Here is a 19,817-nt window from a genome sequence, read left to right as displayed (position 1 = left end):
CGGAAATGATGCGAGCGGATGCAGTGTTGAGGCGCGAGAAGCTTATCGACGCCGCCTGCACCCTCTTCCGCACCCACCCCTCCACCACCGTCACCTTGGAATCCATCGCGGACCGCGCCGGGGTGGGCATTGCCACCCTATACAGGAATTTTCCTACTCGCCGGCACCTCAAAGTGGCGTGCGGAATTCAGATGCTCGACGACATCCGATTGCTTATCGAGGACCTCAAAGAAAACTTCCACACCGACCCCCGCGCGCAATGGGACGGGTTTGTGTGGAAGTTGCTTGATGTGGGTTCGTGTCCGTTGATAGAGGCCATCGCGTCGGAGGACCTTGGTAAAAACCCCGAACTCGCGGCCAAGCGGGCAGAAATGATCGAGGCCTTCCAGTCGGTCCTCGACCTCGCCGTTCCCGCCGGTTTAGTACCGCGCGACCTCGCTCCGCTGGAATTCGCCGAGGAAGTCTTCGTGGTTACCCGCCCCCTCGGCGGCAAACTCGGGGAGGAGCACCCCGACGTGCAGAACCGCCTGATGGGACGCCTACTCACCGCGTGGCGCAGCGGGAACTAGCTAGATGTTGGCTAGCTACATGTTGTCGCGGGGCTGCGTGCCTGCCCGCTGATCATCCGCGAGGGTGTCCAAGGACGTCATCTCCTCACCCAGCGGACCCTTGTAAGTGTCGGAGGTGGTCACGCGCACAGACGTAGTCGGCTTCGGAGCCGTGTCGCGGAAGAAGAAGTACCAGACAGCACCTGCGATACCGGCGAGCAAGCCCAGCTTGCGTACGGTGCCGCCCTTCTTCCTCTTCGCCTTCCCAGCCTTCCCAGCCTTCTTATCCAGCTTGGCCGCCGCCTTCTTCGCTTCCTTCTCCAGCTGCGCCTGGCGGAATTCCGCGCGGCGAGCGTCCAGGCGGTCATGCGCTACGCGGGTCAGCTCGCCGGCCTGGAGACGGGCAACGTCGAAAGGCTCACCCTTCTCATTCACACTGGCGGGGCGGGCCAGGGCGCGCATCGCCTCGTAGACGTCACGCTGCTGCTCATCATTCATGTCGCGGTAGCGGCCGTAGAGGAGGGATGCTGCCTTGTACGCCATACCGATGGTGCGGAGGTTCATGTGGAGTTTTTACCTTTCAGTGATTTGTATGCATTCCACCCTAACCAAAAATGCATGGCACAGTGCTGTCGTAAAAAGTGGACCGAGCGGTTCATTTTTGCGCGCAATCCGCGATTAATATTCATCACAGAATCGCCACTGAACTGCACCAATAGGGCGGGGGAGAGGGGGTCCTCTTGGCCGGTTTAAACCCGTCACACTAGATTCACAAACATTCACGCGCTGAGCCCAGCCAGAATTTATTTACTCATCGACGAGCCGAAAGGACTCCTTCGTTGACTGAAGGACATTTCTCGTCGAGGCTGTCTGCATCCGCGCCATTAGACCCCCTCGACGAAGCAGCAGAAACGTTGCCCACCGAGCGCACCCGCCGTTCCGGCACGGCACTGAGCTTCGAGCTCATCCCGCCGCGGCATGACGCCGACGAGGCGAAACTCAACGACCTCATCGCCGGCCTCAACGCCTACGAGCCGGACTACGTCGCCGTGACCAGCTCCCACCGCTCCGGCTGGCTGGAGGGCACCGCTGACTTCATCGCTCGCCTCAACGAGCAGACCAACCTGCGCACCATCGCTCACCTCGCCTGCACCGCAGGCACCGAGGAGGAGCTCGCGGACTGGATCCGCCGCCTGATCAACTCCGGCGTGCGCGGTTTCCTCGCCCTGCGCGGGGACCTGCCGGAAGGCGAAACCCGCCTGCCCGATGGCTACCTGCAGTACGCCACCCAGCTGCTCACCCTCATCCAGGAGATCGAGGATGAAAACGCGTACCGCCTGGCCGCCGGCAAGCTCGCCCTCTCCGTGGCGTGCTACCCCTCCGGCCACGCTGAGTCCGCCACCCCGGACCTGGACCTGGACGTTCTGCTGTCCAAGCAGCGTCTCGGCGCGGACTTCGCCATCACCCAGCTCTTCTTCGAGGCAGAGGACTACCTCCGCTTCGCCGAGCAATCCCGGATGGCGGGAGTAAGAATCCCCCTGATCCCCGGCATCATGCCTATGACTAGCCTAAAAAGGGCTCAGCGCATGGGCGTGCTGTCGGGGATTGAGGTGCCGCAACGGGTCGTCGAAAAGCTAGAAAACGCTGAAGACGAATACGAGGCAGGCATGGAGCTCACCGTCGAACTCGCCGCAAAGCTTCTCGACGCCGGCGTAGGCGGCCTCCACATCTACACCCACAACAACCTCGCAGTGACACAAGACCTGCTGTCACGGCTCGGCATAGAACCCAAAAACTAGGAATTAAAGGAGTTAACGTGACCACTTTCCCCAAGGCCACCATCGAGGGCTACCCTCGCATCGGCGCTAACCGCGAACTCAAGCGCGCACTCGAGTCCTACTGGGCTGGGCGTATTGACGCGGAGACCTTCCGCACCACCACCCGCGCCCTGCGCATTGACACCTACAACCACCTGCGCGACCTCGGCCTGACCGAGGACTACGCCATCCCGGCTGACGTCGCCTACTACGACCAGGTCCTCGAGACCGGCCTGACCGTCGGCCTGATCGCCGGTGGCACCGACCTCGACGAGGAATTTGCGCTGGCCCGCGGCAACGACACCCGCGTGCCGCTGGAGATGACCAAGTGGTTCGACACCAACTACCACTACCTCGTACCGGAGGTTGAGGCTGGTCAGGCTATTACGCCGGCGCCGGAGCGTGTGCTTCGCCTGGTTGCTGAGGCTCAGGAGGCTGGCCACAAGGTTCGCCCGGCCCTCGTCGGCCCGGTCACCCTGCTCGCCCTGTCCAAGCCGGTCGAGTGGTCCCTGCTGGACTCCCTGGTAGACGCTTACGCCACCGTCTTCGCCGCGCTGAAGGAAGCCGGCGTTGAGTGGATCCAGGTTGCGGAGCCGGCACTGGTCGCTGACCTGTCCACCCCGGACGCTGACCTGGCTAAGTACACCGAGCAGGCATGGTCCCGCCTTTTGGGCGCGGAGAACCGCCCGAAGGTCTACGTGACCACCCCGTACGGTTCTGCACGCAAGGGCCTCGACGCCCTGGCCGCTGTCGCCCCGGACGCTGTCCACGTTGACCTGTCCCCGTGGACCCTCGACGCTGACGCTGACTACCCGGCCCGCGTCGCCGCTGCTTTTGAAGGCAAGGAGACCACCCTCGTCGCTGGTCTTATCGACGGCCGCAACGTCTGGGCCGCCAATCTCCGCGACAAGGTTGAGGTGCTGAACAAGATCGGCGCTACCTCCGTGTCCACCTCCACCTCCCTGCAGCACGTGCCGCACACCCTCAACGCCGAGAAGAACATCCCGGTCGAGGTCGCACCGTGGCTGTCGTTTGCTGACGAGAAGATCGAGGAGATCAAGGCCCTCGTCGCTGGCGAGTCCGAGGCACCGGAGGCCTTCGGCCGCTCCGACCGCGCCGCACGTACCCGCGCTGAGTCCACCCGCATCCACAACGCTGCCGTTGTTGAGCGCGTTGATGCCCTGCCTGCTGGCCAGGTCCAGCGCCAGCCGGAGTTCGCCGAGCGCCAGGAAGCACAGAAGGCTCTTGGCCTGCCGCTTCTGCCGACCACCACGATCGGTTCCTTCCCGCAGACCAACGAGATCCGCAAGGCCCGCGCCGACCACCGCGCCGGCGAGCTCAACGACGAGCAGTACAACGAGGCCCTCAAGCAGGAAGTCAAGAACGTCATCGAGCTGCAGGAGCGCCTGGGCCTCGACGTTCTGGTTCACGGCGAGCCGGAGCGCAACGACATGGTCCAGTACTTCGCTGAGCTTCTCGACGGCTTCGTCGTCACCGAAAACGGCTGGGTCCAGTCCTACGGCTCCCGCTGCACCCGTCCGCCAATCGTTGTTGGCGACGTCTCCCGCCCGGAGGCCATGACCACCGAGTGGTCCGCCTACGCGCAGTCCCTGTCCGACAAGCCGGTCAAGGGCATGCTCACCGGCCCGGTGACCATCCTGGCCTGGTCCTTCAAGCGCGACGACGTCCCGCTGTCCGTTTCCGCCGACCAGATCGGTGTGGCCCTGGCTGACGAGGTCGCTGACCTGGAGAAGGCCGGCATCAAGGTCATCCAGATCGACGAGCCGGCACTCCGCGAACTCCTCCCGCTGCGCGCCGAGGACCGCCCGTCCTACCTCGACTGGGCAGTGCGTGCCTTCCGTCTCGTCTCGTTGCAGGCTGAGCCGACCACCCAGATCCACACCCACCTCTGCTACTCCGAGTTCGGCCAGATCATCGACGCTGTTGCCGGCCTGGACGCTGACGTCACCTCCATCGAGGCCGCACGTTCCAAGATGGAGCTGCTTGAGGACATCGACGAGACCTTCCACTCCGAAATCGGCCCCGGCGTGTGGGACATCCACTCCCCGCGCGTCCCGTCCAAGGAGGAGATGGTCGAGCTGATCAAGGCCGCCCTGGTCAACGTCCCAGCTGACCGCCTCTGGGTCAACCCGGACTGTGGCCTGAAGACCCGCGGCTACGCCGAGGTCGAGCCGTCCCTGGTCAACATGGTCGCTGCTCGCGACGAGGTCGTGGCTGGGCTCTAAGCCTTAAGCCTTAAGCCCCCGCGCCCCGGTCAGCCTTTCTGGCTGCCGGGGCGTTGGTGTTCATGGGCCGGTTTGACTACCCGGTTTGACTATCGCACCTTCCCGCGATCCGCGACCTGCGGTTTTGCGCCGCGCGCGTCACGATAGTCAAACCGCACCTAAGCGCCCCAGAGGGCCTATCCGAGAAATCTGACACCCCGCCCGCACCCCAGAATCGCGAAAACCCCGTCACCTGGCATTTCAGGAAACGGGGTTTTCGCGCGTGGTCAGATATCTCGAACCCGGGCGAGGAGCCGGCCCAGAACCCGGCCCAGAACCCTTACGCGAAGGCGCTCAGGCCGGTCATCTTCTGGCCGAGGATGAGCGTGTGCATCTCATCGGTGCCTTCGTAGGTGCGCACGGACTCGAGGTTTGCAGAGTGGCGGATGGGGGAGTAGTCGTGCTGGATGCCGTTGCCGCCAAGGATGGTGCGGGCTTCACGGGCGATCTCAATGGCAACGCGGGTGTTCTGCAGCTTGGCCACGGAGATCTGAGAGATGTCCAGGGTGCCGGCATCCTTCTGACGGCCAACGTGGAGGGCCAGCAGGTAGCCCTGGTTCAAACCGATGGCCATGTCCACCAGCTTCTTCTGGGTGAGCTGGAAGCCGGCAAGCGGCTTGCCAAACTGGGTGCGCTCCTGGGCGTAGGCCAGTGCGCATTCGATGGAGTCACGCGCGGCACCGAGAACACCCCAGCCGATGCCGTAGCGCGCCTCGTTGAGGCACATGAGCGGCGCCTTCAAGCCGAAGCGGCCGGCGAGGATCTTGTCCTCGCCAACCAGGGCGTTCTCCAGGTAGATGTGCGCCTGGGTGGATACGCGCATGGAGAGTTTCTTGTCGATCTGCTGCGGGTTGAAGCCCGGGGTGCCCTTCTCCACGATGAATCCAGCAACCGTTTCCTCGCGGCCCTCCGGAATACCATCCAGGCCAGCGGCGGCGAGGTCAGCGGTGGAAACCTTGGCCCACACGATGGTCAGGTCGGCGTAGTGGGACAGGCCGATCCAGCGCTTCTCACCGTTGAGGACCCAGCCTTCGCCGGGCTTGTATGTGGCGCGGGTGGTCATGGAGGCGGGGTCGGAACCAGCAGTGGGTTCGGTCAGACCAAAAGCGCCGAGCAGTTCCGCGGCGGCCATCTTGGGCAGGTACTTGTTCTTCTGTTCCTCAGTGCCGTGGAGGTGGATGGAGGTCATGGCCAGGGAGCCGAGGACAGAGAAGATGGTGCGCAGGCCGGAGTCGGCGGCTTCGACCTCAAGCATGGCCAGGCCGTAGTCCACGGCGGAGCGGCCGGGGCAGCCGTAGCCGGAGAGGTGGGCACCGATCATGCCCTTCTCAGCAAAGCGGGGGATCAGTTCGAAGGGGACGTGTGCGTCTTCGTACCACTGGCCAACGTGGGGCTTGATTTCGCTTTCGACGAAGTCGCGGACGCTATCACGCCATGCGATCTCGTCGGGGGACAGCAGGCTGTCGAAATTGAGCAGGTCGGTTGCAAAAGTCATGGTGATGGGTCCTTTCTTGAAAGAGGGGGTTATTTGGCGGGGGTGTTGGCAATCCAGTCCAGGACGTCGTCCCGGTCTTCGTCGAGGCCAGGTGCTGCCTTGGTGTATTGGATGGCGCCGGAGCTCATGTCCAGTGGGTTGGATACGAAGGGGATCTCGTCGGTGCCGTCCTTGGTGGAGATTGTCACCACGGGTTCCAGCTCCAGTTCGTCCGCAAAGTGGACGGCTTCGCGCACGGTGAGGATCGGTGCGATGGGCAGGCCCTTTGCGCGGAAGAGGTCGATCCATTCGTCAGCGTTCTTCGCGGCGAGCAGGTCGTGGAGGATCGGGCGCAGTTCCTCGCGGTTGGCGTTGCGGTGTTCGTTGGTGGCAAACCGGGGGTCGTCGATAAGCTCAGGCGCGCCGAGGCCCTCGACGAAGACCGCGAACTGCTTGTTGTTGCCCACGCAGATGACCAGCTCGCGGTCCTTGGCGGGGAAGGGGCCGTACGGGAAGATCGACGGGTGGTCGTTGCCCGTGCGGGTCATCTCTGCGTCGGATGCCACGGCGGCGGAGCTCATGTTGACCATCGACGACAGTGCCGCAGACAGGAGGTTCGTGCGGATCGTCTCGCCGCCCCCGCCGAAGCGTTCACGTCGCATGAGGGAGGCGAGGATGCCGACGGTGGTGTGGAGGCCGGTGAGGACGTCGATAAATGCATAACCCGCTTTTTGCGGCGGGCCGTCGGGTGAGCCCGTCATGGACATGAACCCACTCGATGCCTGAATGAGCATGTCATAGCCCGGAAGCTGCGAGCCAGCGCGCGAGCCGAAGCCCGTGATCTTCGCGTGGATCACATCAGGCCATCGCTTTTCGACGCTCTCCGGATCCAGCCCAAACTTATCCAAACTGCCCACCCGGAAGTTATCGATGAGCACGTCCGCCCGGTCAATGATCGCGTACGCCGTTTCCAGGTCTTTCGGATCCTTGAGGTCGAGCTTGATGGAGTTCTTGTTGCGGTTGATGGACAGGTAGTAGGTGCCTGTTTCCCCGCGCTTCGGCGGCACCCACTGGCGGGTGTCATCGCCGGTCGGGCCTTCGACCTTGATTACGGTGGCGCCGAGGTCCGCGAGCAACATCGTTGCGTAGGGCCCGGCGAGCACGCGGGAGAAATCCGCCACAACGATGCCCTGGAGCGGGCCGCCCTGTGGTTGTTGCAATGCCATGTGTCGTGCCTTTCGCTAGTTCTTGCTGTTTCGTGCAGCTTCGGTGACTTGCTCCAATTCCTCGATGAATTCCTCGTCGTCGATGTTGGAGCGGCGAGCAGAGTCCTGCAGCATCTTCCACTGGGAATCCGGTACAGCCGCGGTGCTGCCGTGCCAGAACATGAGCCGGCGTGCTTCGCGGCGCAGGGAGATCTCCTTCTTCAGCTCGTGGCGGTGCGTCCACCACGCCCAGCCGATGATGACCATGATGAGCAGGCCCATGTAGCCCAAGATCGGGTAGACCCAACCGATGAGGTTGCTGAAGCCGATGAAGCTGAGCACAAAACCAATCAGCACGGTGACCACGTAGATGGGGTAGAACTTCTTCGGCTTGTTGCGGGCCAGGCGCTTGCCAAAGGCGTAGAACATGCCGATCGCGGTGTTGTAGATCATGCCGTAGATAGCAAACGTCATGACCAGGCCGAGCGTTGGGTTGATTGAGGTGATCATGGCCTGCGTGGGCATCTCATTGTCCTGGACGGTGTCCACGCTGAGGTACAGCGAGGTGACCAGCATGGCCAGCAGGAGCAGGAAGCACGCGCCGCCGGCCAGGCCACCCCAGCCCGCTTCACGCGGGTCGAAGAGGTTGCCGCCGATGACGATAGCCATGGACACACCCACGATGATCTGCAGGCCAATACTGTTAATCGCCGCCACCCACCAGTTAGGAAGGGTGGTAGGAATCTGGGTGGCCTGTTCGTGCAGGGTGGAAAAGTCCGGCTCCGCGGTGGCGATGGTCCACACGGTGGCAATGGCGATCATGACGATGATCAGCGGCGTAAGCGCACCAATCGCCACCGTCACCTTGTCCACGTTGAGCAGGCCCGTGAGCAGAACCAGCACGAGCATAATCGTCGCGCCGACCCAGACCGGCCAACCGAACTGCTGGTTCAGGTTCGCGCCCGCGCCAGCGAACATGGCGAACCCGATGCAGAACAGACACACCAGGGTGGCGACATCGAGCATCTTGGACACGATCGGCCCAGAGATAGCGTCAAACACACTGGTGTGTTCCTTCGCGCGGTGGTAGCTACCCAGCTGCAGCATGGCAAAGCCGGTGAGCGTCAATGCGAGGGAGGTGATGAATGCGCCGAGCAGCCCCCAGTTGCCAAAAGCAACGAAGTACTGGAGGGATTCGCGGCCGGAGGCAAAGCTGGCGCCGACCAGAACGCCGACGAAGGCCATGGCAATCTCAAACACTCTGAGTTTCATGGGTGTAGCCCTTTCTGTGGGTTGGTGGTGAGTAGGGGTTAGGAGCCGATGTAGCGGATGTCCAGGTATTCCTCGATGCCTTCGATACCCCCTTCGCGCCCGAAGCCGGACTGCTTGATGCCACCAAACGGGGCGGCAATATCGGTGATCATGCCGCGGTTGATGCCCACCATTCCGGCGGCGAGTTCCTTGGCAAAGCGCTGACAGGTGTGCGCGTTCTCGGAGAAGGCGTAGGCGGCCAGTCCGAATTCGGTGTCGTTGGCTTTCTCAATCGCCTCATCCAGGGTGCTGAAGGTGCTCACGGTGGCGACCGGGCCGAAAATCTCCTCGCGCAGGATGCGCGCGCCCGCGGGGATGCCGCTGAGCACGGTCGGCGGGTAGAAGTACCCGGTCTGCTCCGGCACCTCGCCGCCACGGTGGACGGTGGCGCCGGCCTCCACGGTCTCGGTGACCAGCGCATGGATGCGGTCACGCTGCGCCGCGGTGATCATGGGGCCCAAGGTCGTGCCCTCTTCCAGGCCGTTGCCCATGACCACCTTGTTCATCTTCTCGGTCAGGCGCTCGGTGAACTCACCGGCAATCGCCTCGTGCACGAGGAAGCGGTTGGCTGCCACGCACACCTCGCCGCCATTGCGCATCTTCGCCTGCATCGCGCAGCTGAGCGCGAGCTCCAGGTCTGCGTCCTCCGCCACCACAAAGGGGGCGTTGCCACCAAGCTCCATCGACGCGCGCTGCAGGTTCTCCGCGGATTGGCGCATGAGGATCTTGCCCACGGCGGTCGAGCCAGTGAAGGTGATCTTGCGCAGGCGCGGATCCGCCATCAGGGTTTCAGAGAGTTCACCAGCCTGGGTGGTGGGCAGGATGTGGAGGAGGTCGCGCGGGGCGCTAAAACGCTCCAGCACATCCCAGATGACCTGGCCCAACAGCAGCATGGACAGCGGGGTCTCCGCGGCGGGCTTCACCAGCACCGGGCAGCCCGCGGCGATCGCGGGAGCGATCTTGCGGGCACCCATCGCGAGCGGGAAGTTCCACGGGGTAATGGCCAGCACCGGACCGACCGGTGTGCGCGTGACCACGATGTCACCCGCACCGGCCGGCGACTGCGCGTAGCGTCCCGGAATCCGTACCGCTTCTTCGCCGAACCAGCGGAAATAGTCCGCCGTGTTCGCCGTTTCACCACGCGCCTCCACCAGCGGCTTGCCCATTTCCATGGTCATCGTCCGCGCAAAATCCTCTTGGCGCGCCATGATCTCCTCGTAGATCGCACGCAAAATGTCAGCGCGCTGGCGCGGCGTGAAGGGGCTGTACTCGTCCTGCGCGTCAACGGCACGCGTCAGCGCATCCAGCCAATCATCGGATTGCGTATCGACGACTTCCGCAATCCCCTCCTCCGTCGCCGGATTCACCACCGTGAATGAGTCACGAGCAACCGAGGCATCCACACGCGGATCCAGCGGCAAGTCGCCTGGCAGCTGCTGATCTTTGGTCAGTGTCATGTTCTTCAACTCCTTCTGTGTCAGCCTGTGTCAGCCTGTGTCCCAGCGGGTTTTAGAGGCTGTCCTTGATAGCACCGACGAGGATCTCCAATCCCTCGTTCAGCAGTGCCTCCGGGATGACCAGCGGTGGGAGAAGACGGATGACATTGCCATCAACACCACAAGTCAGGGTGATTACGCCCTGCTCCTTGCAGGCATTGGCCACAGCCGCGGTGCGCTCCGCCGTATCCAGCTCGATCGCGATCATCGCGCCACGGCCACGCACCTCCTTCACCTCGTCGTGGGAGAGCAGCGGCTCCAGATGGGTGCGAATGATGGATTCGATCTCACGGGCACGGCCACACAGGTCGTTCTCCTCGATCTCCTCGAACACAGCCATCGCTGCTGCACAGGCCAGCGGGTTGCCGGCGTAGGTGCCGCCCAGCGCGCCGGGTCCCGGTGCGTCCATGATCTCCGCGCGACCGGTCACAGCGGACAGTGGCATACCCGCTGCCAGTGCCTTCGCCGAGGTGATCAGGTCCGGCTCCACGCCCTCGTGGTTGCAGGCGAACATGTCGCCGGTGCGGGCCACGCCCGCCTGGATCTCATCGGCCACGAAGACCACGTTGTTCTCGCGGCACCACTTCGCGATAGCCGGCATAAAGCCCTCCGCTGGCTCAATGAAACCGCCCTCACCCTGGATCGTTTCCATGACCACGCAGGCCAGGTTCTCCACACCAATCTGGCCTTCGAGCACACGAATCGCCCGGTCCGCTGCCTCCTGGCCAGAGAGCCCATCACGCAGCGGGTAGGACATGGGCAGACGGTGAACATCGGAGGCGAACGGGCCGAAGCCGGTCTTGTACGGCTTGTTCTTCGCCGTCATGGCCAGCGTGAAGTTGGTGCGGCCGTGGTAGGCGTTATCAAAGGTGGCCACCGCGAACTTGCCCGTGTAGGCGCGGGCGATCTTCACCGCGTTCTCCACGGCTTCAGCGCCGGAGTTAAACAGTGCCGTCTTCTTCTTGAAGTTGCCCGGGGTCAGCTCGTTGAGCTTCTCGCTCACCTCGATGAACCCTTCGTAGCCCGTGACCAGGAAGCATGTGTGGGTGAACTTCTTCGCCGCCTCAGTGATAGCTGCGGTCACGCGAGGGTTGGATACGCCCACGGAGGTCACGGCGATGCCGGAGGCGAAGTCGATGAGGGAGTTCCCGTCGACGTCGATAAGCACCCCGCCATCGCCATCCACGATGTAACGCGGAAGGCCAGGCGCCAACGCGCGGGCGACGGCTTCCCCGCGACGCGCATCCAGTCGAGCGTTTTCCCCATCCGTGGGGGCGCTGGTGATGGTGCGCTTCTGCGGAAGGCGGTAGGTGAGGTCTTGCATGATCACTCCTTCTTGTACTGAGGACGTTGTGTTGTCGAACCAGTATGTGGGCTCAAAGGTGATCCGTGTCATATACGATATGGCGAAAAAGATGACCTAGTTTGTACAGTGTGGAGATTGTGGAATGTTCCCTTTTAGTTTTCTTACCGAAAATAGTGGTCTTGGAGTCACGGAAATCCTGCCCGCCCCCACCGCATCGTTCTCCGTCGTGCAGGTCAATGAGCTAGAAGCGCCCGAGCACTTCATTCAGCCAGAATCTTTCGTCCTCACCGTCGGCGCTGCTTTCCGTGAGCGTGCCGGGGACCTTCCCACGTACATCCAGCACCTCGCTGGGCAAGGGGCCGTGGCCATCGGCTTTGGCATCAGTGACGTCTACGACGAGATTCCGCAACAGGTCCTTGATGCTGCCCGTGCACATAATCTCGGGCTGTACGAAGTGTCCCGCCCTGTTCCGTTCTCCCGCATCATCAGCGCTGTTTACGAGGAGCAGCAACGCCGTTCCACCGCGGAGCAACAACAGCGCGCTTATGCCCAGCAACAGCTTCTGCGATCACAGGAAAACCTCACGCGAACAGCAATTTCGGGTGACATTAAGGCGGTGACCAACGAGGTGGCCGAAGCTCTTGAAGCCCGCGTGGCCATCTCCGACCCCAATGGGCGAGTGGTCGCCGAACAGGTGTCCCGACGCTTCAACGCGATGAAGAAGACCTACTCCAGTTCCTACAAAATCAGCTCGGACACCCAACGGCCCTACACCGTTGATGTCATCTCCACCCGCGTGATCACGGGCGAAGACCGGTCACTCATCCGCCACTACGCCGGTCTCGCCGCCACGTTGCTGTCGCGGCCCACCCAACTCCGGCGGGCCCACAACCAGCTCAATTCCTTTGCGCTACGCCTCCAACTGGGAATCAAAGGCGATGAAGCGATCTACGCCGACACCGTGGATGCCCCAGTTGATGTAGACGGCTTTGTCCGCCCCATCGTCATTGCCACGCAATCCCGGCGTGCAATGAACACCGTCCTAGAGACCCTCGACCGGCAAGCCCACAAACGTGATCAACTCCTCCATGCCCTGCACTTGACTGAAACAGCATTCCTTCTGGTTGTTCGCCCCGAGGTGATCGTCCGCAATGTGCTCGATGACCTCGGTGAACATGCCAGCCGAGTCCGCATCGCCGCCGGTAGCCCCGTCGTATTGGCAGGCCTTACCCCAGAACACGTGGATCAGCTCGAAGCCCGTACCCGCACCCTCCGACCGGGGGATGTTTCCTACACCAATGACTCCACCCTGCCGTGGCTCCACGAACCCGCAGTGACCCAAGCCCTAGCTGCCCGCCGCGAGGAAATCTTTGGCCGCCTGGCCAGCCACGATGCCGCCCACGGCACTGACCTGGAGAAAACCCTCGGCGTTTACCTCCGCCACAGCGCTCAGCTGGCCAACACCGCTGACGCCCTGGGCGTGCACCGTCACACGGTGCGCACCCGTATCGAGAAAATCCAGAACCTATGCGAGATCAGCCTGGACAACCCCGCTCATTTCTCGGAGGCCTACTTGGCCATGACGGCGTTTGATGGGTAGCGCTCGTGTTGCCAGGTGGGCCGGTTTGACTATCGCACCTTCCCGCGACCTGCGGTTTTGCGCCGCGCGCGTCACGATAGTCAAACCGCACCTAAGCGCCCCAGAGGGCCTATCCGAGAAATCTGACACCCCGCCCGCACCCCAGAATCGCGAAAACCCCGTGACCTGGCATTTCAGGAAACAGGGTTTTCGCGCGTGGTCAGATATCTCGAACCCGGGCGAGGAGCCGGCCCAGAACCCGGGCCCAGAACCCGGGCCCAGAACCCGGGCGCGAACCGACCCGGAACCCTACGCCCGCGCCCGCCGCGCGAGGGTGTTGCCCAGTGACTGGATGGCCTGAACGATGATGATCAGGATGACCACGGTCAGGAGCATCGCAATCGAGTCGAACTGCTGGTAGCCGTAGGAGATGGCCAGGTCACCGACACCGCCGCCGCCGATGGTGCCGGCCATTGCGGTGGCGGAGATGAGCCCGATGGTGGCGGTGGTGATGGCCAGGATGATGGAGGACTTGGCCTCCGGAAGCAGGAAGTAGCGGATGGTTTGGAAGAGGGTGGCTCCCATGGAGTCCGCGGCTTCGGTGATGCCGGGGTTGACTTCGAGGAGGGATTGCTCGATAAGCCGGGCGATGAACGGGGCAATGTACAAGGTCAGCGGCACCAAAGCGGCAGTGGTGCCAATGGCGGTACCAGCGATGACGCGCGTGAACGGGGTGATGGCAACGAGCAGGATGATGAACGGCAGGGAGCGGATGATGTTCACCATCACGTTGAGCACTCCGTAGATCACCCGGTTGGGTTTGAGGCCACCGGGCCGGGTGATCACCAGCGCGAGCGCGAGCGGAATGCCCAGCAGCGCGCCGATGAAGAGGGAGGTGCCCACCATGTACAGCGTTTCGCCGAAGGAGTCGACGTACATCTCAGGCGTGACGCGGGATCCGGTGGTGTCGCGCCACCACGAATTGAGCTGGTTCATCTGTTACACCTCGTAGTTCTTCACCAGGGCGCGCGCGAGCGATTCACGCGCGGCGGGATCAAGTGCGGGTGGGATGACGGTGTCCACGAATTTCCGCGTGAGTTCATGCTGCGGGTCGGCAAAGACGCTGGCTACCGGGCCGGATTCGACGAGGCGGCCTTCCGACAGCACGGCCACATCATCAGCCAGACGCGCAATGACGTCGATTTGGTGGGTGATGATGAGGATGGTCACGCCCAGTTCCTTATTGATGTTGCTCAGCAAATCGAGGATCTGGTTGGTGGTGATGGGGTCGAGGGCGGAGGTGGGTTCGTCGCAAAGCAGCACGGTTGGGTCCGTGATCAGCGCACGAGCGATGCCCACGCGCTGTCGCTGCCCGCCTGAAAGTTGGCGCGGTTTATGGTCCGCGCGGTCAGCCAGGCCGACCATCTCCAGCACGTCTGCGGTGCGGCGTGCAATGTCGCTTTTCGACGCCTTCAGCAACCTCAACGGTGTTGCCACATTCTCCGCCACCGTCTTGGTTTCCAAAAGATTGCTGCTTTGGAAGACCATGCCCACGTCACGGCGCAGCTCCCGCAGGTCAGCGTTGCTGAGCGTGGCTGGGTCGCGGTCGAAGACCGTAACGGAACCGGAGGTCGGGGTTTCCAGCCCATTGACCATGCGGATGAGCGTGGACTTACCGGCACCGGATGTGCCCACGACACCGCTCACGGTGCCTTTGGGCACCGTAAACGTGATGTCGTCGAGGGCAGTGAAGGAACCGCTGCGGGTCTCGAATGTTTTGGAGACGTGGTCGAAGATGACAGCTTCAGGCATTGGTTCCATTACTTCAGAGAATCTGGGAGGAACCAGTAGTTGTTCGTGTTCTGGGAGTCGAAGTACTCCTTGAACTCCTCGGAACGGTATGCCTCGCTCACAGCCTTGGCCCACGGGGTGTCCTGCTTACCTTCGGTGGTCACGGCCACGAGGATGAGCTCTGGGCGCAGGTTCTCCTGGAAGCGCTGCAGGTTCGGGTCCAAGCCAGCGGAGTAGCTCATGGAGCCCGGGATCACTGCCCAATCCAGGTCCGGCAAGGAGCGGGAGAGGTTCGCGGAATCCATCGGCTTGATGTCCAGGTTGTGCGGGTTTTCGTCGATATCTGCCTCGGACAGCAGGGCTTCGTCGGCGTCGTCGCGGAGGGTGATCCAGCCGGCGTCGACAAGCACATGGATCGCGCGCGACTTGTTGGAGCCGTCGAGCGGGATGCCCACGGACTGGCCGTCAGCGACATCCTCGAGCTTCTCGTGCTTCTCGGAGTACAGGCCCGCCGGGACGGTGGGGACCTCCGTGATGGAGACGAGGTTGCCGCCCTTTTCCTTGTTAAACACGTTCATCCATGCGGTGTGCTGCTCAACGTTGAGGTCAGCGGAGCCTTCAGCCAGCGCGGTATCAGCCTGGGTGAGGTCGGTGAAGTTGGTGTATTCGAGGGTGTAACCGTCCTTCTCCAGGATCGGGGCGACGCCCTCCTGGAAAAGCTCGGAGTACGGGCCAGGGGAGGTGGCCACGCGGATGGTCTTGGTATCGCCGGTGCCAGCAGCGTCGATCGCGGTGTCATCGGAGCCGCATGCGACGAGGCCGAGGGACAGTGCGGCAGCTGCTGTGACGGCGGCAATCTTTTTGAACATGGGTGAAAGGTCCTTCCACATGAATTAATAGGTTTATTTATGGGTAGGCACCAACCCTAAACCGCACGGTATATAAAAGCAAGACAGAGCTGTCTGCATGAATTCCGCTTGGGTTGGATCCGTAGCGGGGCAGCACAATCGCGTACCCTGGTGCCCATGACACAGAAGACTCAGACACTGACGTTCCACACCAACCATGGCGACATCAAGGTTGACCTGTTTGGCAACCACGCGCCGAACACCGTGGAAATCATCACCGGCCTGGCCAAGGGCACCCAGGAGTACACCACCAAGAACGCCTCCGGCACCAACGAGGGCCCGTTCTACGACGGCTCTATCTTCCACCGCATCATCCCTGGGTTCATGATCCAGGGCGGTGACCCGACCGGCACCGGCACCGGCGGCCCGGGCTTCCAGTTCTCTGACGAGTTCCACCCGGAGCTCCAGTTCGACCGCCCGTACCTGCTCGCCATGGCTAATGCTGGCCCGGGCACGAACGGCTCCCAGTTCTTCATCACCGTGGACGCCACCCCGTGGCTGAACAACCGCCACACCATCTTCGGTGAGGTCACCGATGAGGCTTCCCGCAAGGTTGTCGACGAGCTGGCAAACGTGCAGACCGGCCGCATGGACCGCCCGGTCGAGGACGTGGTGATCAATTCTGTGACCGTCGAGTAAGTGAAGAAACTTCTTTACGGCGCCCCCGCCACAACAGTCATCGCGCTGTTGTGTGCGGGGGTTTTCCTGTTGACCTCCCTGTCGTCCCGGTCTGTCTCCGATGTCATCTGGGGGTCTGGCCTTGGCTCTCGCTTCGTGCTGTGGGGCCCGGGCGTCACCGCCACGGATTGGGGATTTCTCCGCGCACTGACCTCGGGGTTCCTGCACGTGGACATCTCCCACCTGACCATCAACCTGATCACGCTGGTGATCATTGGTGCCGTGGTGGAACGCGCCGTGGGCACCGGCCCCTACGTGGTGGCCTATCTGGCTGGCGTGCTCGGTGGGTCCGCGGCTGTGCTCACCTTCGCCTGGGACCAGCCCACCGCCGGTGCTTCGGGGGCGTTGTACATGCTCATGGCTGTGCTGGTGGGCATTGCCGCGCGGAGTCGCGCGGACTTGAGAGCGCCACTCGTGCTGGTGTTGGGCAACGTCGCCTTCACCCTGTTGAGTCCCGGCGTGAGCTTGTGGGGGCACCTCGGCGGGCTGGCAGTGGGGGCGCTCATGGCGGGACCGCTCACGTCCCCCAATGAACGCACCCGGTGGGCCGGCGCGGTAGGTGGATTGGTGCTGGCAGTCGCTGCAGTGATGGTGCCTCTGATGGTGCCAGTGGTGGGTTAAGCACAGGAGTCCACACGACCTCACAGGTGGGTTATCCACAAGCTGTGGACAAACCTGTGGATAGTTCACATCCGTCCCACATCCCACAGCCTGTGGAGAGAAGGTGACGCGGAAATTCTCACGCCTGACCAGTGCTTTTCACAGTGGGGGAGGGTGGTTGTGGACATTCCACGCCCCATAATGTGGATAGATTCAGCACCTGTGAACTGTGGATAACAGGTTAAGTGACGGCAAGCGTGGCTGGCACCTGGGTGCTCGTCTCGGCGTACATCTGTGTAAAATTTTACATTGCACCGGAAACTAGCAAACGATAGAAATTCGCTACCAGGCCTTTTACCCAAGCCGATTTTTCGCGCTGTCATTTTTTACACACACCCAGCGAAAGAAAGCGACCAAGGGCCACCCTCGCCCCCTGGACCGGCACTTTATCCACAAAAAACAGCGCCCCCACAGCAGTGGGAGCGCTGGCTGAAAAGCAGGGGGGGGGGAGGGGCTTAACGCCACCCCATGGTCATGAGCAGACCGATGATCAGGCCACCGAAGCCGATCAGGTAGTTCCATGGGCCCAGCTCGTTCATGAGCGGGATGGACGGGCCGGCGAGGTAGTTCACGATCATCCACAGCAGACCAATGATCATGAACCCGAACATCAGGACCTTGTACCAGACGGGCGTGCCGCCGGTGTTGATCTTCACCGGGGTGCGGTTAGCACCGGTGGAGGTGGTCAGCGGGGTGCTGACGGTGTCCTTAGTGACCTTTGCCTTAGGCATGACGCGGAATGTCCTTTACTTCTACCTGCAACTGTTGTGTGACTCTACCACCGCGGGCACCACTGTTGTTACTGCAGCAGTCCCTGGACGCCTTCGACGACGGGGTTGCGCCACAGATCCACGGTGATGTCGCCGTCCTTGCGGACCTCGGCATTCGGGCCCGGGCGGTGCCCAGCGATGGTGGCGTGATCCGTCGGGTTCGCGGTGTCCAGCAGGTTGCCGGTGACTAGGCGGCCGTTCCAACCCATGTCACGCAGGATCTGCTGGGCTTGTTCGCGGGTGTTCCCCGCCAAGTCCGGCAACTTCACCATCTGACCATTGGATACGCGCAGCTCGATCGTGGTTTCACGCTCGACCTCGGTGCCTTCGCCGGCGATGGCCAGGACCTCACCCTCGGGGCGGGAAGAGTCCACGTCCACGCGCGTTGTCTTCAGCCCCAGCGACTCAAAGGTGCTTTCCACCTGCGCGATGTCCATACCGCGCATTGCCGGAACCTTGACCTTCTCCTTGCCGGTAGACACCGTGACGGAGACCTTCGAACCCTTGGCAATCTGGGTCCCGCCAGCCGGGTTTTGGGACATGATCTTGCCGTCTTCGATGGTGTCGGAGGTGTCGCGCTGGAGGTCGTCGTTAAGCTTGAGCCCTGCTTTTTCCAGCTCAGCGGCTGCTTCTTGCGGCGTGAGGTCCGTGAGGTCCGGCACGTCCGTGATCTCGCGGCCAGAGGAGACGGTCAGGGTGACATTCGCGCCACGCTGCAGCTGCGAGCCCTCGGTCGGGTTGATGGACAGGACATCGCCGCGCGGCACATCCGGGTGCGGGGCCTCATTGACCGTGACCTGCAGGCCAAGTTCCTCAAGCTGGGAGACAGCTTCTTCGCGAGGCTTGCCGACGACACTCGGCACCGTCACCGTCTCACTCGACTGCCCGACAACCCCGCGAACCTTATTGATGGCAAACGCGCCACCACCCAACGCGATGACCGCGGCGAGCAGCAGAGCCAGCACCTTCATGCCCTGGTTGGACGAGTTGTCCTGGTCACGGCGGTGCTGGAGGTAGCGCGACGGTGGAACGTCTTCGGCCTCCGTCGCGTCGTCGACGTACTCGTATTCGTATTCGTACTCGTACTCCGGCTCCTCCGGGTGCGCGACGTGGTTGCGGGCAGCCTCCGTCACCGCACCGCGGCGCAGCAGCTCGAGGTCCTGGCTCATCTCGGCGGCGGTCTGGTACCTATCCGCCGGGTGCTTGGCCATGGCGGTGAGGATGACAGCGTCAACGTTCACCGCTTCTGTCTCAGACAGATTGGGGATGCGGGTGCTCGGCGCCTCCGGCTCCTCCTGAACATGCTGGTAGGCCACCGCGAACGGGGTCTCGCCCTCAAAGGGCGGGGTGCCGGTCACGGCTTCGTACATCACGCAGCCAAGGGCGTAGATGTCACTGCGCGCATCCGCGTTGCGGCCGCGTGCCTGCTCGGGGGAGAGGTACTGCGCGGTGCCAATGACGGCGGAGGTCTGCGTCATCGCTGCCGTGGAATCATCCAGCGCGCGGGCGATGCCGAAGTCCATCACCTTCACCTCACCGGTGGCGGTGACCATGATGTTGGCGGGCTTCACATCGCGGTGAATGATGCCGGCATCGTGGCTGGCCTGCAGCGCGTGTGTGACGGGCAGCAGCAGATTGGCGGCGTCCTCCGGGGTGAGCGGTCCGTCCTCGCGGACGATGGCGCGCAGGTCACGCCCCTTGACGCGCTCCATGACGATGTAGGGAACAGACACACCATCCACGTCCGTCTCACCCGTGTCGTACACCGCCACGATGTTGGGGTGGTTCAGGCGTGCAGAGTTCTGTGCCTCCCGGCGGAAGCGCTCGCGGAAGTTTTCGTCGCGGGCCATGTCCACCTTGAGCATCTTCACGGCGACTTCGCGCCCAAGGAGGGTATCGGTGGCCACGTAGACGTTGGACATGCCACCGGTGCCAATGGAGTTACCCAGCTGGTAACGCTCACCAATAAGAGTCATGATGCTCCTTTAA

General features: G+C 62.7%; 16 protein-coding genes and 1 pseudogene. 6 read left to right on the top strand and 11 right to left on the bottom strand.

The annotated features are described in order from the left end of the window. Positions 1–8 precede the first annotated feature (8 nt). Positions 9–569 carry a TetR/AcrR family transcriptional regulator gene (locus L8U60_RS07450; protein WP_269965733.1) on the top strand — a complete coding sequence of 187 codons (561 nt, stop codon included), beginning with the start codon at positions 9–11 and terminating at the stop codon, positions 567–569. Positions 570–584: 15 nt separating this feature from the next. On the opposite strand, the gene L8U60_RS07445 is transcribed toward L8U60_RS07450, so the two are convergent. Next, positions 585–1,112, bottom strand: coding sequence for a hypothetical protein (locus L8U60_RS07445; RefSeq protein WP_269965732.1), 528 nt, complete (start codon positions 1,110–1,112; stop codon positions 585–587). 275 nt (positions 1,113–1,387) lie between these two features. Between L8U60_RS07445 and L8U60_RS07440 the strand changes: the two genes are divergently transcribed. Continuing rightward, complete coding sequence (locus tag L8U60_RS07440; protein WP_269965731.1) at positions 1,388–2,347, top strand: methylenetetrahydrofolate reductase; 960 nt, start codon at positions 1,388–1,390, stop codon at positions 2,345–2,347. A 17-nt stretch (positions 2,348–2,364) separates the two neighbouring features. Further along, positions 2,365–4,611, top strand: coding sequence for a 5-methyltetrahydropteroyltriglutamate--homocysteine S-methyltransferase (gene metE / locus L8U60_RS07435; RefSeq protein WP_269965730.1), 2,247 nt, complete (start codon positions 2,365–2,367; stop codon positions 4,609–4,611). A 319-nt stretch (positions 4,612–4,930) separates the two neighbouring features. Here metE and L8U60_RS07430 read toward each other — a convergent pair whose 3' ends face one another. Genes L8U60_RS07430 through gabT form a run of 5 tightly spaced genes read right to left on the bottom strand, consistent with a single transcriptional unit; the run spans position 4,931 to position 11,460 of the window. After that, a complete protein-coding gene (locus L8U60_RS07430; protein ID WP_269965729.1) occupies positions 4,931–6,145 on the bottom strand; it encodes an acyl-CoA dehydrogenase family protein in 1,215 nt (404 codons plus the stop codon). Positions 6,146–6,174: 29 nt separating this feature from the next. Next, complete coding sequence (locus L8U60_RS07425; protein ID WP_269965728.1) at positions 6,175–7,350, bottom strand: CaiB/BaiF CoA transferase family protein; 1,176 nt, start codon at positions 7,348–7,350, stop codon at positions 6,175–6,177. Between the two features lie 15 nt (positions 7,351–7,365). Further along, positions 7,366–8,601, bottom strand: a complete 1,236-nt coding sequence (locus tag L8U60_RS07420) for a YkvI family membrane protein (RefSeq protein ID WP_269965727.1) — start codon at positions 8,599–8,601, stop codon at positions 7,366–7,368. A 38-nt stretch (positions 8,602–8,639) separates the two neighbouring features. After that, positions 8,640–10,097: an NAD-dependent succinate-semialdehyde dehydrogenase gene (locus L8U60_RS07415; protein WP_269965726.1), complete on the bottom strand. Its 1,458-nt coding sequence runs from the start codon at positions 10,095–10,097 to the stop codon at positions 8,640–8,642. Between the two features lie 52 nt (positions 10,098–10,149). Beyond that, positions 10,150–11,460, bottom strand: a complete 1,311-nt coding sequence (gene gabT, locus L8U60_RS07410) for a 4-aminobutyrate--2-oxoglutarate transaminase (RefSeq protein WP_269965725.1) — start codon at positions 11,458–11,460, stop codon at positions 10,150–10,152. 124 nt (positions 11,461–11,584) lie between these two features. Between gabT and L8U60_RS07405 the strand changes: the two genes are divergently transcribed. Next, a complete protein-coding gene (locus L8U60_RS07405) occupies positions 11,585–13,042 on the top strand; it encodes a PucR family transcriptional regulator (protein WP_269965724.1) in 1,458 nt (485 codons plus the stop codon). A gap of 288 nt (positions 13,043–13,330) precedes the next feature. On the opposite strand, the gene L8U60_RS07400 is transcribed toward L8U60_RS07405, so the two are convergent. The 3 genes and pseudogenes from L8U60_RS07400 to L8U60_RS07390 form a co-directional block, all read right to left on the bottom strand. Beyond that, the gene (locus tag L8U60_RS07400; protein ID WP_269965723.1) at positions 13,331–14,017 is read right to left on the bottom strand and encodes a methionine ABC transporter permease; all 687 of its coding nucleotides are present in this window, start codon (positions 14,015–14,017) and stop codon (positions 13,331–13,333) included. 30 nt (positions 14,018–14,047) lie between these two features. Further along, positions 14,048–14,833 (bottom strand): annotated as a pseudogene (locus L8U60_RS07395) (methionine ABC transporter ATP-binding protein); the annotation flags it as partial. Positions 14,834–14,841: 8 nt separating this feature from the next. Beyond that, complete coding sequence (locus tag L8U60_RS07390; protein ID WP_269965722.1) at positions 14,842–15,681, bottom strand: MetQ/NlpA family ABC transporter substrate-binding protein; 840 nt, start codon at positions 15,679–15,681, stop codon at positions 14,842–14,844. A 156-nt stretch (positions 15,682–15,837) separates the two neighbouring features. Between L8U60_RS07390 and L8U60_RS07385 the strand changes: the two genes are divergently transcribed. After that, positions 15,838–16,359, top strand: a complete 522-nt coding sequence (locus L8U60_RS07385) for a peptidylprolyl isomerase (RefSeq protein WP_269965721.1) — start codon at positions 15,838–15,840, stop codon at positions 16,357–16,359. Next, a complete protein-coding gene (locus L8U60_RS07380; RefSeq protein WP_269965720.1) occupies positions 16,360–17,019 on the top strand; it encodes a rhomboid family intramembrane serine protease in 660 nt (219 codons plus the stop codon). Between the two features lie 494 nt (positions 17,020–17,513). Here the strand turns inward: L8U60_RS07380 and crgA are convergent, their stop codons facing one another. Beyond that, positions 17,514–17,789 carry a cell division protein CrgA gene (gene crgA / locus L8U60_RS07375; protein WP_269965719.1) on the bottom strand — a complete coding sequence of 92 codons (276 nt, stop codon included), beginning with the start codon at positions 17,787–17,789 and terminating at the stop codon, positions 17,514–17,516. Positions 17,790–17,857: 68 nt separating this feature from the next. Then, complete coding sequence (pknB, locus tag L8U60_RS07370; protein WP_269965718.1) at positions 17,858–19,804, bottom strand: Stk1 family PASTA domain-containing Ser/Thr kinase; 1,947 nt, start codon at positions 19,802–19,804, stop codon at positions 17,858–17,860. Positions 19,805–19,817: the final 13 nt, after the last annotated feature.

The organism is Corynebacterium meitnerae (genome assembly GCF_027570075.1).
GTDB lineage: Bacteria > Actinomycetota > Actinomycetes > Mycobacteriales > Mycobacteriaceae > Corynebacterium > Corynebacterium meitnerae.
The sequence above is the reverse complement of the archived record's forward strand: the minus strand, read 5'-3'. Positions and strand labels throughout refer to the sequence as shown.

Excerpts from the sequence above, each read along its gene's own strand:
- L8U60_RS07450 (WP_269965733.1), top strand. The coding sequence starts at position 9 with ATGCGAGCGGATGCAGTGTTGAGGCGCGAGAAGCTTATCGACGCCGCC.
- L8U60_RS07445 (WP_269965732.1), bottom strand. The coding sequence starts at position 1,112 with ATGAACCTCCGCACCATCGGTATGGCGTACAAGGCAGCATCCCTCCTC.
- L8U60_RS07430 (WP_269965729.1), bottom strand. The coding sequence starts at position 6,145 with ATGACTTTTGCAACCGACCTGCTCAATTTCGACAGCCTGCTGTCCCCC.
- L8U60_RS07425 (WP_269965728.1), bottom strand. The coding sequence starts at position 7,350 with ATGGCATTGCAACAACCACAGGGCGGCCCGCTCCAGGGCATCGTTGTG.
- L8U60_RS07420 (WP_269965727.1), bottom strand. The coding sequence starts at position 8,601 with ATGAAACTCAGAGTGTTTGAGATTGCCATGGCCTTCGTCGGCGTTCTG.
- L8U60_RS07415 (WP_269965726.1), bottom strand. The coding sequence starts at position 10,097 with ATGACACTGACCAAAGATCAGCAGCTGCCAGGCGACTTGCCGCTGGAT.
- gabT (WP_269965725.1), bottom strand. The coding sequence starts at position 11,460 with ATGCAAGACCTCACCTACCGCCTTCCGCAGAAGCGCACCATCACCAGC.
- L8U60_RS07405 (WP_269965724.1), top strand. The coding sequence starts at position 11,585 with ATGTTCCCTTTTAGTTTTCTTACCGAAAATAGTGGTCTTGGAGTCACG.
- L8U60_RS07400 (WP_269965723.1), bottom strand. The coding sequence starts at position 14,017 with ATGAACCAGCTCAATTCGTGGTGGCGCGACACCACCGGATCCCGCGTC.
- L8U60_RS07390 (WP_269965722.1), bottom strand. The coding sequence starts at position 15,681 with ATGTTCAAAAAGATTGCCGCCGTCACAGCAGCTGCCGCACTGTCCCTC.
- L8U60_RS07385 (WP_269965721.1), top strand. The coding sequence starts at position 15,838 with ATGACACAGAAGACTCAGACACTGACGTTCCACACCAACCATGGCGAC.
- crgA (WP_269965719.1), bottom strand. The coding sequence starts at position 17,789 with ATGCCTAAGGCAAAGGTCACTAAGGACACCGTCAGCACCCCGCTGACC.
- pknB (WP_269965718.1), bottom strand. The coding sequence starts at position 19,804 with ATGACTCTTATTGGTGAGCGTTACCAGCTGGGTAACTCCATTGGCACC.